Genomic DNA, 13,680 nt, shown 5'->3' on the forward strand with positions numbered 1-13,680 from the left:
GCGGGGCCCGGGGGCAGTGGAACAGGGCCGTTCGGGTGAGGGTCAGCCGACCACGGGGAGTTCCAGGACCCCGGTGTCCTGCGGGGTGCTGACGACGGTGACCGGCTTGATGCCCCGGTTGCCGAAGTACGCCGTGTCGCTCGCCGCGATCACGAACCGCAGCCGGTGACCCGGCAGGAAGCGGTGGACGATGCCCGGCAGCTCCACGGTGAAGGGGCGCGTGACGTCCGGGACGCGCACCGGCGCGACCAGACGGTTGACCAGCTTCTTGCTGCCGTCGGGCGCCACGTCGTAGAGCTTCGCGAAGAGAACCAGTTTGTCCGCGGCGTCCCCGCTGTTCTGGACCCGCTCCGTCTTCGGTGAGACGACCTTCAGGGTGGCCTTCGGCGCACCGACGACATCCACCGCGGAGGTGAGCGGGGCGCTGGTCCAGCCGAGGTGGGTGCCGTTGGTGTCGTACGGTGCCGGGTCGCCGAGCCCGATCAGGCCGGCCAGCGAGCTCTCGGAGTGGCTGGTCGGCAGGGGCCAGTTCGTGTACTGGCGGCTCCCCCGGGTGACCTGCGCACGGCTGCCGGCCAGGGTGCCGTCGCCGGAGAGGTACATCTTCCGCGAGAGGGCGGGGACGACGGCCGCGGTTCCGTAGCCGCCGGCCCAGTCGCGGTAGTAGGCGAACGCGGGCCCGGTGTCGGTGTCCTCCTCGTGCTGGAGGTAGCGGTCGAACCAGGCGAGGATCCGCTGTCCGACGTAGCTGGTCTCCAGATTGCCTTCCGCAAGGTCGAGTTCGCCGGGCACCTCGCCTCCGCTGTGGCCCCAGGCCTGCCAGATCATCTTCGTCGTCGTGCCCTGCGCCGCGAGCGTCCGGTAGGTGGCGGTGGCCTCGTTGAGGTTGAACAGGCTGTCGGCCTGGCCCTGGACGAGCAGGGTGGGTGCCGTGACGCCCGGCAGGTAGGAGGCCGGTGAGACGCTGCGGGCGTAGTCCAGCATGGCGTCGGCCTCGGCGGCCGGGTAGCGGCCTGAGTTCAGGAGTCGGATGGTGGCGCACGCCTGCGGGGCGAAGTGGAGGCAGGTGAGGTTGCCGAAGCGCGACGGGTCGAGGCTCGGGACCAGGAGCGGCTGGGCCTCGCCCATCAGGTAGAAGCCGTTGGTCCACTGCCACTTGAAGACACCTGGGGTGTCGGAGGAGACACCCCGGGCGGCTCCGGTGGCGTTGGGGGCGAGAGCGTACGCCAGGTCGTTCCAGGTGATCAGCGGAACGAGTGCGTCGACCCGGCGGTCGGCCGACGCGGTGGCCAGCTGGACGGCCCCGCCGTACGAGCCGCCGATCATGCCGACGCGCGGGTCACCCGGGCCGTCGCCCGTGACGTAGTCGACCCTGGTGCCGTCGTCGGCGGCCCGTGTCCCGGCGAGGAAGTCGATGAGCCCGGAGGCCGCCTTTCCGTCGACGGCCGGGTCGTCGAGCGTGATGAGGCAGCCGGACTCGCCGAAGCCCAGTCCGGAGTAGACGAGGCCGACGTAGCCGCGGGAGGCGAAGGCCCTGCCGATGGCGTCGGTCGAGCCGTCGGACTTGCTGCCGCCGAAGCCGTTGGTCGCGAGGACCGCGGGGGCGGGGTGCTCCGCGTCGACACCGGCGGGCCGGTAGAGGTCGGCGTCCACGGTGCAGGAGCGGTCGCCCGCCCGGACGGTGAACTCCAGCGGCGTCACGGTGAACGCGGATGCGGCCGACGCGGGACCGGCGCCGAGCAGGGCGAGCGGGGCGATGAGCGCCGCCCCGGCGAGGAAGGTGAGTGGACTGCGGAACCTGGGGACAGCGCGCGACACATGGACCTCCACACCGAGGACAACTTACTGACCGGTAAGTACCGGACCGGGCCCATGCTGTGACACCCGTCATACCGCTGTCAACGCAACGCACCGGACCGCGGTTTCATGACAGATGTTCAGGAGATCTGCGTGGTGCGGCACTTCACACCAGGGCCGGCACCTCCGTGGTGAGCGTGCAGCGCCCGCCGTCGGACGGCGCCTCCAGCACCGCGGGCACACCGAACGGAATCGTCAGCGCCGCGGCGCAGTGGCCGAAGCCCAGCTCCTCGACGACGGGTATCCCGAGTCCGCCCAGCCGGTCGTGGAGCACGGCCCGGACCTGCTCGTACGGTCCGCACCCCTCCCAGGAGCCGCACGCCACCCCGGATATGCCGTCGAGTGCTCCCATGCGCAGCAGCCGGGTGAGTATGCCGTCGAGCCGGTACGGGTCCTCCGTGATGTCCTCGAGCATGAGCAGGCCGCCCCGGGCGGAGGTCCGGGCCTGCGGGGTCCCCGCGTCGGCCGCGAGCAGGCTCGAACAGCCGCCGTACGTGATCCCCCGGGCACGCCCGGGGACCAGCGCGGCCGCCGCGCCCAGTCCGAGCGTGCGCACCGCCTCGGGCTCGAACAGGGTGGAGCGCAGCGACTCCTGGGTGGCGGCGTCCTTGAGGAAGACCTCGGTGGCGATCATCGGTCCGTGCAGGGTCGAGAATCCCGACCGCAGGGCGAACGCCTCGTGCAGCACGGTGATGTCGCTGTAGCCGACGAACGCCTTGGGTCCGGCCGTCCGCATCGCCGGCCAGTCGAGGAGATCGACCATGCGGGGGACGCCGTACCCGCCGCGGGCGCACAGCACCGCGTCCACGGACGGGTCGCACCACGCCTCCTGCAGGTCCCGGGCACGGTCCTCGTCCGTACCGGCGAGGTAGTCCAACTCCGGGTGCACATCCAGGACGTGGGGTGCGACGACGGGGTCCAGGTCCCAGCCGCGCAGCAGCTCGAGGCCCGTCTCGAGGCGCTCGGCCGGCACGGAACCGCTGGGGGCCACGATCGCGACCCGGGCGCCCGGGCGCAGCCGGGCCGGCCGGGTGAGGGGCTGCAGGGTCACTTCTTCAGCTCCAGTCGGGGGATGTCGGTCCGGTCGATGCCGAACGTCTGCGTGTAGAGGGAGAGTTCGGCCTCCAGGGCCCGGCGTACGGTGTCGGCGCGGCGGAATCCGTGGCTCTCCCCCTCGAAGGTGATGTACGCGTGGGGAATGCCGCGGCCCTCGATGGCGGCGAGGAACCGTTCGCACTGGACCGGTGGGCAGATCGGGTCGTCGAGTCCCTGGAGCAGTACGAAGGGAACGGTGAGCCGGTCCGTGCGGTTGATGGGTGAGCGCTCGCGGTAGCGCTCGGGCACCTCGGCCAACGGGCCCACCAGCGACTCGAGGTACTGCGACTCGAAGTCGTGCGTCTCACCGGTCGCCCAGCCCTCCAGATCGAGGATGGGGTAGATGATCGCCCCGCAGGCGTACACGTCGGTGCCGGTGAGGGACGCGGCTGCGGTCCAGCCGCCGGCGCTGCCGCCCCTGATGGCCAGCCGTTCACGGTCGGCCGAGCCCTCCTCGGCCAGCCCCAGGGCGACGGCGGCGCAGTCCTCCACGTCGACCACGCCCCACTGTTCGCGGAGGCGTTCGCGGTAGAGCCGGCCGTAGCCGGTGGAGCCGCCGTAGTCGACCTCGGCGACGCCGATGCCGCGGGAGGTGAAGTAGGCGATCTCCAGGTCGAGTGCGACCGGGTCGCGTCCGGTGGGACCGCCGTGCGCCCAGATCACGTAGGGCGGCAGCTCGTCACCGGGGCCGGTGACTGCGGGGTGGCGCGGTGGGTGGACGTGGGCGTGGATCTCGCGGCCGCCCGGTCCGGTGAAGGTGCGGATCTGCGGCTCGGGGTAGTACGCGGGGTCGACGGCGTCCCGGTGGGGCGGGCCGATGGTCCGGGTGTGGCCCGTCGCGGTGTCCAGCTCCACCACCTCGTAGGAGCTGTGGGGGCTCGCGGCGATGCCGATGACCCGGGTGTCCTGCACGGCGAGCGTCTCGGCCCACGCGGTCCAGGGCCCGGCGACGTCGACGAGCTCGCCGGTCTCCGGGTCGAGCACTCCGAGCCGGGTGGTGCCCCGGCCGTGGATGACGGCGATCAGCCCGCTGTCCAGCAGCCGGAACCAGTGCAGGCCGATCTTCCACAGCGGCCCGCCGAACTCCTCGCACCGGCCGGAGCAGAGCCGGCTGCTGGGCACCACGGCGCCCGCCACGGCGTCGGGCCGGATCCGCTGGAGCTCCCACCAACCGCCGACGTCCGACACGAAGAGCAGCGAGCCGTCCCGGTCCCACTCCACCTGGACGACCGATTCGTCGATGTCGCCGACGATCGGCCGTTCGCCGGTGAAGGAGCCGTCTTCGGTGACCTCGGCGACCATCACGACCGTGCCGTCCCACGGCATCTGCGGGTGGTCCCAGGCGATCCAGGCAGCCCTGCGGCCGTCGTGGGAGAGCTTCGGCCCGGTGACGAAGCGGTGCCGGTCGCTGCTGAGTTCCCTTACGGCGCTCCGGTCACCGGCCGCCGAGCCGTCCAGGGGGACGGCGGCGATCACCCGGCGGACATCGGTGGGCGACTCGCCGGTGAACTCCTCCAGCACGCACCAGACTTCGCCGTGGGCGCCGCGGTCGAGGTGCAGCTGGGGGTCGACCCAGCGCAGTCCGCCGCCGATGTCCGACACGGGGCTGAGCGGCCAGGGCTCGTCGGGCCCGTCCGGGGCGTAGGCGTACAGCCGCTGGTCGGGGTGGTGGACGAAGACGACCAGCGGTCCGCCCTCCTCGCGCGCCGCCCCGGCCCACGGCCGGCCGCCGTACTCGATGACGCGGCTGCGGGCGTTCCACGGGGCGGGCAGGACGGAGGCTGCGGTGCCGTCGGCCCGGCGGCGTACGAGGGCGCGCCGGCCCCCTTCCGACGGGCGCGGTTCCGTCCACCACACCTCGTCGCCGACGTCGCCGACGAACTCGGGGCGGCCGTCGTGCGAGGCGGCCAGTGCCGCGTCGATCGGTGACGGCCACGCGCCGTACGCCGCTGTGGACACCATGGTCGGTTCCCCCGTAGTCGTCAGGCGTTGCGCAGGAAGTGGTCCAGGACCCGTACACCGAAGTGCAGGGCGTCGACGGGCACCCGCTCGTCGACACCGTGGAACAGGGCCTGGTAGTCGAAGCCGACGGGCAGCTTCAGCGGGGAGAACCCGTAGCCGGTGATGCCGAGGCGGGAGAACTGCTTGGCGTCCGTTCCACCCGACATGCAGTACGGGACGGCATGGGCGCCCGGGTCGAACAGTTCGACGGCGGCGCGCATCTTCGCGTACGTCGGTGAGTCGACGGGAGCCTGGAGCGCCACCTCGCGGTGGTGGAACTCCCAGTCGACGCCGGGTCCGGTCAGCCGGTCGAGGGTCTCGACGAACTCGTCCTCGCCGCCCGGCACCATGCGGCCGTCGACCAGGGCGGTGGCCCGGCCCGGGATCACGTTGACCTTGTAACCGGCTTCCAGCATCGTCGGGTTGGTGCTGTTGCGAATGGTCGACTCGACCAGCGCGGCGGCCGGGCCGAGCTTGCCCAGCAGCTCGTCGACATCGAATCCGGGCGCGTCGAGGTCGACGCGGATGTGGTGGAGCGCGGCGATCTCGGTGAGGGCGGCCCGCACGGTCGGGGTCAGCCGCACCGGCCACTCGTGCTGCCCGATCCGGGCGACGGCGGCGGCGAGCGCGCTGACGGCGTTGGCCCTGTTGACCTTGGAGCCGTGTCCTGCCTTGCCCTCGGCGGTCAGCTTCAGCCAGCCCGTACCGCGCTCGCCCGCCGCGATCGGGTAGAGCGACATGCCGGGTCCGGCGTGGAAGGTGAAGGCACCGGACTCACTGATGCCTTCCGTGCAGCCCTCGAAGAGCTCCGGGTGCCGGTCGGCGAGGAACCCGGAGCCGTCGTCGGCGCTGGCCTCCTCGTCGGCCGTGTAGGCGATGACGATGTCACGGCGCGGGCGGACACCGGCGCGCGCCCAGGCCCGGACGACGGCGAGGACCATCGCGTCCATGTTCTTCATGTCGACGGCGCCGCGTCCCCAGACGACCCCGTCGCGCACCTCGCCCGAGAACGGGTGCACGGTCCAGTCGGCGGCCTCCGCGGGCACCACGTCGAGATGCCCGTGCACGAGGAGGGCGTCGGCGGACGGGTCGGTTCCCTCGATCCGGGCGACCACGTTGGTCCGTCCGGGCGTGCGCTCGAGCAGCGTCGGTTCCAGTCCGGCGCCGGCCAGTCGTTCGGCGACGTACTCGGCGGCCGGGCGCTCCCGGCAGCTTCCGTCGCCACGGTTGGTGGTGTCGATCCGGATCAGTTCGGAGGTGAACGTCACGGATTCGTCGAGCGCCAGGTCGTCGACAGCTCCGGGCGGGTTTGTCGTCTCAGCCATACTGTTCCTCCACGGCGGACGACACGATCGTCGTCACCGCCTTGAACGTGCGAATACCTTCGTACATCGTCCCGCTGGTATAGGCGACGCGCCGCTCGCCACTGGGCGCCACGCCGGGGACCACGGTCGCGGCCGCCGCCAGATGCGCGGCGTCGAATTCGAGCTCCACCGTGAAGGAACCCCCGGTCACGGGTGTGTGGCGCACCGCGAGGGCGGTCGCGTCCTTGGCCGCCGCCCTGATGTCGGCGGCGGTACGGGCAGGGGTGCGGCACACGGCGGCGTACCGCGAGACATGGTCCTTCACGGCGACCTTGCGGGCGTCGGGGGCGTACAGTTCTGCGTCCTTGCAGGTCAGGTCGTCCCCGGTGACCAGGATGACGGGGACACCGTACTCCGCCGCGACATGGGCGTTGAGCAGGCCCTCGCTGGCACGGACACCGTTCAGCCAGACCCCGGTGACGGAGTTGGCGAGATAGGTGTGCGCGAGTACGCCCTCCGTGCCGGCACCGGTGTGGTAGCCGACGAACGCGATGGCGTCGACGTCCCCGTGCTGGATGCCCTCGACCATGGAGAGGGACTTGTGCCGGCCGGTGAGCATCTGCACGCGGTCGTCGAGCCGTTCCAGGAGGAGGTTGCGCATCGACCAGTGGGCCTCGTTGACGAGTACCTCGTCGGCGCCCCCGTCGTAGAAGCCGAGGGCCGCCGCGTTCACGTCGGAGGTGAACAGGGGGCGGCACCTCTCCCACTGCGGGGTGCCGGGCAGCACGTCGGCCGGCCATGTCACACCGGTGGCGCCCTCCATGTCGGCACTGACGAGGATCTTCACGGTGCACGGTCCTGTCGCTGGTCGGTCGGGAGCGGTCGAACGGATACCGCGCCGGTCGTGCGACATCGGTACCCGCACGGCAGACGGATATCCCCCGCCCGCTCCCCGGGAAGAAGATCTTCGTGCCGCATCACGGTACGCGCCGCGAGGGCACCGGACCAGAGCCGTCGGCATCTGTCACTGGTCCAGTCCGGTGACGCCGGGGGGCGGCCGACGGACGAGCCCGCGCCGGTGGCACACTGGCCGCCGATCGTGCGAAGGAGCCCCCCGTGACGATGATCCGCAGCCTCCGCCGCGTGGTGCGCCGTGCCTACCGCAGCAAGGTGGACCTGAGCCACCCCGCGCGCTCCCCGCTCGGCAGCGCGGTGGTCAACTGCGTGCTGTACGAGGACGGGGTGCGGTATCCGTCCGACTGCCCGGCGGACGAGGCCCTGCGCCGGGTCCGTGCCTCCGGCCGGGGCTTCGTCTGGCTCGGGCTCCACGAGCCGACCGCGGCCGAGTTCGCCGGTGTGGCCGAGCTGTTCGCGCTGCATCCGCTGGCCGTCGAGGACGCGGTGCACGCCCATCAGCAGCCCAAGGTGGAGCGGTACGACGAGACGTTGTTCTGCGTGTTCAAGACGTGCCGTTACGTCGAGCACGAGGAACTCACCGCGACCAGCGAGGTGGTGGACACCGGGGAGATCATGGTCTTCACCGGTCCCGACTTCGTGATCACCGTCCGGCACGGCAGCCACGGCTCGCTCGGCCCGCTGCGCGAGGGCCTGGAGTCCGCGCCGGAGCAGCTGGCGAAGGGCCCCGCGGCCGTACTGCACGCGATAGCCGACCATGTGGTCGACGCCTACCTGGTCGTGGCCGAGTCCATGCAGAACGACATCGACGCCGTGGAGACCGCCGTCTTCAGCGAGCACGCCGGCCGGGGCGACGCGGGCCGCATCTACCAGCTGAAGCGTGAGCTGCTGGAGTTCAAGCGGGCGGTGTCCCCGCTGGACCGGCCGCTGCAGGCCCTGGCGAGCCGCACGATGGAGCCGGTGGGGCCGGACTTCCAGCCCTACTTCCGCGATGTCGCCGGGCACCTGGCCCGCACGGCCGAGCAGATCGCCTCGTTCGACGCTCTGCTCGACTCCGTGCTGCAGGCCCATCTCGCGCAGGTGACCGTCGCCCAGAACGAGGACATGCGCAAGATCACCGCATGGGCGGCCGTCATCGCCGTACCCACCATGGTGTGCGGGGTGTACGGCATGAACTTCGACCACATGCCGGAGCTGCACTGGACGTACGGCTACCCGTTCGTCGTGGGTGTGATGGCGGTCGCCTGTTTCGTCATCCACCGCGGCTTCCGGCGCAACGGCTGGCTCTGACCCTTCGGGCCGCCGGTGCGCCGGCCGTCGGGGCGGCGGGCCGCCGGTGCGCCGGCCGTCGGGGCGGCGGGCCGTCAGGGCCGGACCGTGCCCTTGACGAGCTCGTCGATGCGGGCGAGCTCGTCCTCGCCGAACTCCAGGTTGCGGACCGTCGCCACACTGTTCTCCAGCTGGGCGACGCTGCTCGCGCCGACGACGGCGGAGGTGACCCGGCCACCGCGCAGCACCCAGGCCAGCGCCAGCTGGGCCAGCGACTGCCCGCGCTCCCGCGCCAGCTCGTTCAGCGCGGCAAGCCGGCCCACCAGCTCGGGGGTGACGGCGTCGGCCGACAGGAAGGGGCTGGTACCCGCGGCGCGCGAGCCCTCCGGGATGCCCCGCAGATAGCGGTCGGAGAGGATGCCCTGCTCCAGGGGCGAGTAGGCGATGGAGCCGGTGCCGAGCTCGTCCAGGGCGTCCAGCAGCCCGTCCTCCACCCAGCGGTCCAGCATCGAGTAGCGGGGCTGGTGGATGAGGAGCGGGGTGCCCAGGTCGTTCAGGATCCGGGCGGCCTCGCGGGTCTGCTCGGCGGAGTAGTTGGAGATGCCGGCGTACAGCGCCTTGCCCTGGCGGACGGCGGTGTCGAGCGCCCGCATCGTCTCCTCGAGCGGGGTGTCGGGGTCGAAGCGGTGCGAGTAGAAGATGTCGACGTACTCGACGCCGAGCCGGGTCAGGCTCTGGTCCAGCGAGGAGCGCAGGTACTTGGCGGACCCCCACTCGCCGTACGGGCCGTCCCACATGTGGTAACCGGCCTTGGTGGAGATGACGATCTCGTCCCGGAGACGGGCGAAGTCCGTCTTCAGGGCACGGCCCATCGCGATCTCGGCGGAGCCGGGGGGCGGGCCGTAGTTGTTGGCGAGGTCGAAGTGGGTGATGCCCAGGTCGAACGCCCTGCGGAGGATCTCGCCCTGGCTCTCGGGGGTCCGGTCGCCTCCGAAGTTGTGCCAGAGCCCGAGCGACAGCGCGGGAAGCAGCAGGCCGCTGCGTCCTGTGCGCCGGTAGGGCATGGCGGTGTAGCGGTCGGCGGACGGAAAATACATGCGAGCACTCCACGGGAGAGGTCCGGGGGGAGCGCGCCAGGTCTGGTGCGCAGCGTCCAGACTGGCGGAGAACGATCCAGCGGTCCAACAGGAGATTGCGCTGGGATTCATCGATAGGATTGCTCAATCATGGAACTGCGTCAGCTGGAGCACTTCGTGGCCGTCGCGGAGGAGCAGCACTTCACCCGCGCGGCCGAACGCCTCGCCGTGTCCCAGTCCGGGCTGTCCGCGTCCGTCCGGGCGCTGGAGCACGAGCTGAAGACCCCTCTGTTCAGCCGTACGACGCGCACGGTGCGGCTCACCGAGGCCGGTCAGGCGCTGCTCGTGGAGGCGGAGCGCACGCTGGCGGGGGCGAGGGCGGCGCGAGACGCCGTCGACGCCGTACGGGGGCTGCTGCGCGGCACACTGACGCTGGGGGTCGAGCAGTGCGTGGCCGGGGTCAGCCCGGCCCGGCTGCTCGCGGCCTTCCACCGGGACCATCCGCACATGGAGATCCGGCTGCGGCAGGAGGGCACCTCCAGCCTGCTGGAGGGGGTGGCCGGCGGGCGCCTGGACCTCGCCTTCGCCGCCACCGTCAGCCCGCTGGAGTGGCCGGGCGAGCTGATGCCACTGGCGCGGGAGCCCATGGTCGTCCTGTGCGCCCCCGGTCACCGTCTCGCGGAAGCGCCCCGGGTGGCGTGGACCGGGCTGCACGGCGAGTCGTTCATCGACTTCCATCCGGACTGGGGCCCGCGCCGCGCGGCGGACGAGGCGTTCGCCGTGGCGGGGGTCCGCCGTACGGTGGCGCTCGAGGTCAACGACGTGCACAGCCTGCTGGAGCTGGTCCATGAGGGCCTCGGCATCGCGGTGGTGCCGCACCACTTCTCCCGCAAGCAGGAGGCGCGGGGGCTCGTGGTGGTGGAGCTCGCCGGTGCGCACCGGCCGGTCTACGAGAGCGTCGTGCTGCTTCCGCCGGCCAGGGCCATGAGCCCGGGGGCCAAGGCGCTGATGTCGCTGGTCCGGGAGGACCCGCTGCGCTGAGCTCTCGGAGCGTTCGACCGGGCCGCTCAGCTCAGGGCTTCGGCGCGCGCTCCCGGCTCCTGTGCGACGCCGCTGCAGCCGTCGTCGGCCACCGTCGTGTCCTCGCCGTCGGCGCACGGCCGGTCGCGGAAGGACGCCCCCATGGAGAGCGCGCCGACCCCCTTCCGGGTGGCGAAGCCTCGTAGGGAAGCCGCGTCGGCGCGGGCGAAGGTCCCCCCGCCACGTCGTCGACCCCGATCATCACATTGAGGTGAAGCGCCTGCCACGCCGCCGCCTACATCCCGAGTACGTCCACGAGCTGGTCGTGGGCCGCCGCCGCGGCCTGCTCCGCGTCGTCACCCCTGTCGCCGCGGTGGGACGAGCTGTAGTTCATGGCCATGATGTTGACCGCGGAGAGCCGGACTCCCCGGTCGGCCGCGTCCTCGACGAGGGCGAGCCCGGAGTCCTCGAGTCCGTCGGGCGTCACGGGGAGCGTGTACGTGCTGTCGAGGTCGCGCTCCTTCTGGAGGAGGGCCAGGGCCTCGTCGCGGCGGGTGACCGAGGCGCGGCCGGTCGGCGCGTCGCCCTCGATGTCGAAGTCGGCCTCGGTGGCACCGACCGCGTCGAGCACCTCGGCATACTCGTCGGCCAGTTCCTCCGCGCTGTCGCAGGCCAGTGCCGTCTCGGTGCCCGCGGCACCGCCGAAGGAGACCCGGATACCCGCCCCGGTGGCGGTGAGCGCGGCCACCCGCGCCACGACCGCCTCACTGGTGACGGGTTCGGTGCCGCCCCGGACGGGCGGGCAGCCTGAGCCGTCGGCGGTGACGAAGGCCAGGTTGTACGTGTCGGCGGAGACGGCCGTATCGGTGTCGGCGGGGGTCGTGGCGCTCACGTACGGGGTGTAGGCGGTCTGCGGTGCGCGTTGCGGGGAGGGGGCGGGTGGCCAGAGCGCGGGTCTGGGTGCCGTTGCCGCAGCCGAGGTCGACGACCGGCAACGAGGCGTCGGCGTACGGCAGGAGCAGCCTGCTGTGCGGCAGGGCGGCCAGGGCGGGGTCGGCGTCCCGGAGGGGCCTCACCCGGCGGGGGCTGATGTCCTCGGGCCCGGCGGGGCCCGGCGGGGCCCGGCGGGGGCGGCGCGGCCGCGGCGCCTCGTGCGCCACTCGGCTCGTTCTTCACCAGAGTGATCCCACCCACCACGTGACGCTCCCCTCGTCGCTGCTGCGCCGCCCATTTCTCGCATCAGGCGGCAAGGCAGGGCAAACGCGACCGGGCGCGCGGGAGGCGCACACAGAGGGCTTATGCGCCGGTGGGAGGCGCTACGGCGCACAACCGGCCGTCCCGGAAAACCACCCGTTCCGGTGAGGCCGGTTGTGGAACCGACGGGGGCGGCCGACGGGCTACTTCTCGACCTCGGTGGCGAGGTTCTGCAGGAGCTCGTCGTAGATCCGGCCGAGGCCCTTCGGCGCGAAGGTCCTCTCGAAGAAGCCGCCCACGCCGCCGGCACCGTCCCAGACCGTCGAGACGACGGCCCTGGACCTGCCCTCACCGGCCGGAGTGACGGTCCAGGTGGTGACCATGGAGGAGTTGCGGTCCTTCTCGACCAACTGCCCGTCGGTCGGCTCGGTGACCTCGAGCAGGCAGTCGCGGACCCGCTTGCTGGTGGCCTGGAGCTTCCAGTGCACGAGGGTGCCTTCGCCGTCTCCGCCCTCACGCACCTCGTACTCGCTGAAGTGGCCCGTCAGCACCTTGCCCCGGACCTCCTTGTAGTCGGCCAGCGCATCGAACACAGTCTCTGCGTCCGCCGCGATGATCCGCTCCGTCGTGGCCTCGACCTGCGCCATGCCTGCTCCTCAGCACTCGGTTGTTCGGGGTGTAGCTGAGCCAACCACCTCCGGTACGGCCCCTCAAAATCGGGCCTCGTGATCCCACCGCGCACGATCAAGGGAACAAGTGTTCTATTCTCTGCGCAGTGCTACCAAGGAGGCGTCCATGCGCTGGGACAATTTGACCGAGAACACCGCAAAGGCGGGTAACGGCGCGCTCTTCGCCGCGGACGCGGTGACCACGCGCACCTTCGACACCCCCGAATTCCGAGGGATCACCTTCCACGAGATCCGGGCCCGCTCGATCGTGAACCGGGTGCCCGGCGCGTCCCGCATGCCGTTCGAATGGACCGTGAACCCCTATCGGGGCTGCTCCCACGCCTGTGTGTACTGCTTCGCCCGCAAGACCCACAGCTATCTGGACCTGGACACCGGCCTCGGTTTCGACTCCCAGATCGTCGTCAAGATCAACGCCGGTGAACTGCTGAACCGCCACCTCGACTCCCGGCAGTGGCACGGTGCGCACATCGCGATGGGCACCAACGTCGACTGCTACCAGCGGGCGGAGGGCCGCTACCGGCTGATGCCGGGCATCATCACGGCCCTGCGCGATCACGCGAACCCCTTCTCCATCCTGACGAAGGGCACCCTGATCCTGCGCGACCTGGAGCTGCTGCGGCAGTCGGCCGAGGTCACCGAGGTCGGCATCTCCGTCTCCGTCGGCTTCACCGACCCCGGACTGTGGCGCACGGTCGAACCGGGTACCCCCTCCCCCGAGCGCCGCCTGGACGTCGTGCGCACCCTCACCGACAACGGCATCGGCTGCGGTGTCCTGATGGCGCCGGTCATCCCCTTCCTCAGCGACGGCCCCGACCAGCTGCGCACCACCGTCCGCGCCATCGCCGCCGCGGGAGCCACGTCGGTGACCCCGCTCGTGCTGCACCTGCGCCCCGGCGCCCGCGAGTGGTTCATGCAGTGGCTGGGCGAGCACCATCCGCACCTGGTGCGCCGGTACGAGCGGATGTACGCGGACGGGGCGTACGCGCCGACCTGGTACCAGCGCCGCATCACCCGCCGGGTGCACGAACTGGCCGCCGAGTTCGGCATCGGTCCCGCGCACCGGGGCGAGCCCCGCCGGGTCTCCGCGCCCGAGGTTCCGGTACCCCAGCCCGACGGTCCCGCAGGCGGCCCCACCCAGCTGACCCTGCTCTGACCGCGCCCGCGCGACTGCCCGATCGGGTCAACTCTCCGTCGAATCTGTCCTGCCGTGCCCGAATTCGGGGAGCATCCGGCGGGGGCTGTGCCGCTCACAGGCACGTT

The 13,680-nt window shown here is 71.7% G+C and carries 10 protein-coding genes and 2 pseudogenes; 3 read left to right on the top strand and 9 right to left on the bottom strand.

The genetic code is table 11. From position 1 onward, the window contains the following. Positions 1-42 precede the first annotated feature (42 nt). The 5 genes from OG844_RS15800 to OG844_RS15820 form a co-directional block, all read right to left on the bottom strand. Positions 43-1,818 carry a CocE/NonD family hydrolase gene (locus OG844_RS15800; RefSeq protein ID WP_406390823.1) on the bottom strand — a complete coding sequence of 592 codons (1,776 nt, stop codon included), beginning with the start codon at positions 1,816-1,818 and terminating at the stop codon, positions 43-45. Between the two features lie 145 nt (positions 1,819-1,963). Further along, complete coding sequence (locus OG844_RS15805; RefSeq protein ID WP_406390825.1) at positions 1,964-2,908, bottom strand: LD-carboxypeptidase; 945 nt, start codon at positions 2,906-2,908, stop codon at positions 1,964-1,966. Continuing rightward, positions 2,905-4,914: a prolyl oligopeptidase family serine peptidase gene (locus OG844_RS15810; RefSeq protein WP_406390826.1), complete on the bottom strand. Its 2,010-nt coding sequence runs from the start codon at positions 4,912-4,914 to the stop codon at positions 2,905-2,907. The genes OG844_RS15805 and OG844_RS15810 overlap by 4 nt, the downstream gene beginning before the upstream one ends. Before the next feature lie 20 nt (positions 4,915-4,934). Then, a complete protein-coding gene (locus OG844_RS15815; protein ID WP_406390828.1) occupies positions 4,935-6,278 on the bottom strand; it encodes a M20/M25/M40 family metallo-hydrolase in 1,344 nt (447 codons plus the stop codon). Next, complete coding sequence (locus OG844_RS15820; protein ID WP_406390829.1) at positions 6,271-7,104, bottom strand: M55 family metallopeptidase; 834 nt, start codon at positions 7,102-7,104, stop codon at positions 6,271-6,273. Before OG844_RS15820 ends, OG844_RS15815 begins: the two co-directional genes overlap by 8 nt. Positions 7,105-7,379: 275 nt before the next feature. Here OG844_RS15820 and OG844_RS15825 point away from each other — a divergent pair, with 275 nt between their 5' ends. Then, entirely contained in the window at positions 7,380-8,462 is a 1,083-nt protein-coding gene (locus OG844_RS15825; protein ID WP_406396152.1) for a magnesium and cobalt transport protein CorA, read from the top strand. A gap of 74 nt (positions 8,463-8,536) precedes the next feature. On the opposite strand, the gene OG844_RS15830 is transcribed toward OG844_RS15825, so the two are convergent. Then, positions 8,537-9,538 (bottom strand): aldo/keto reductase, encoded by a 1,002-nt coding sequence (locus OG844_RS15830; RefSeq protein WP_406390831.1) that lies wholly within the window; start codon positions 9,536-9,538, stop codon positions 8,537-8,539. Between the two features lie 129 nt (positions 9,539-9,667). Between OG844_RS15830 and OG844_RS15835 the strand changes: the two genes are divergently transcribed. Beyond that, complete coding sequence (locus OG844_RS15835; RefSeq protein WP_406390833.1) at positions 9,668-10,558, top strand: LysR family transcriptional regulator; 891 nt, start codon at positions 9,668-9,670, stop codon at positions 10,556-10,558. A 26-nt stretch (positions 10,559-10,584) separates the two neighbouring features. Here the strand turns inward: OG844_RS15835 and OG844_RS15840 are convergent. The 3 genes and pseudogenes from OG844_RS15840 to OG844_RS15850 all read right to left on the bottom strand — a co-directional run. After that, positions 10,585-11,456 (bottom strand): annotated as a pseudogene (locus tag OG844_RS15840) (hydrolase); the annotation flags it as partial. Between the two features lie 19 nt (positions 11,457-11,475). Then, positions 11,476-11,628 (bottom strand): annotated as a pseudogene (locus OG844_RS15845) (SAM-dependent methyltransferase); the annotation flags it as partial. A 306-nt stretch (positions 11,629-11,934) separates the two neighbouring features. Next, entirely contained in the window at positions 11,935-12,378 is a 444-nt protein-coding gene (locus tag OG844_RS15850) for an SRPBCC family protein (protein ID WP_406390835.1), read from the bottom strand. A gap of 148 nt (positions 12,379-12,526) precedes the next feature. Here OG844_RS15850 and OG844_RS15855 point away from each other — a divergent pair, with 148 nt between their 5' ends. After that, positions 12,527-13,573 (top strand): Rv2578c family radical SAM protein, encoded by a 1,047-nt coding sequence (locus OG844_RS15855; RefSeq protein WP_406390836.1) that lies wholly within the window; start codon positions 12,527-12,529, stop codon positions 13,571-13,573. Positions 13,574-13,680: the final 107 nt, after the last annotated feature.

It is taken from the genome of Streptomyces sp. NBC_00887 (assembly GCF_045207585.1).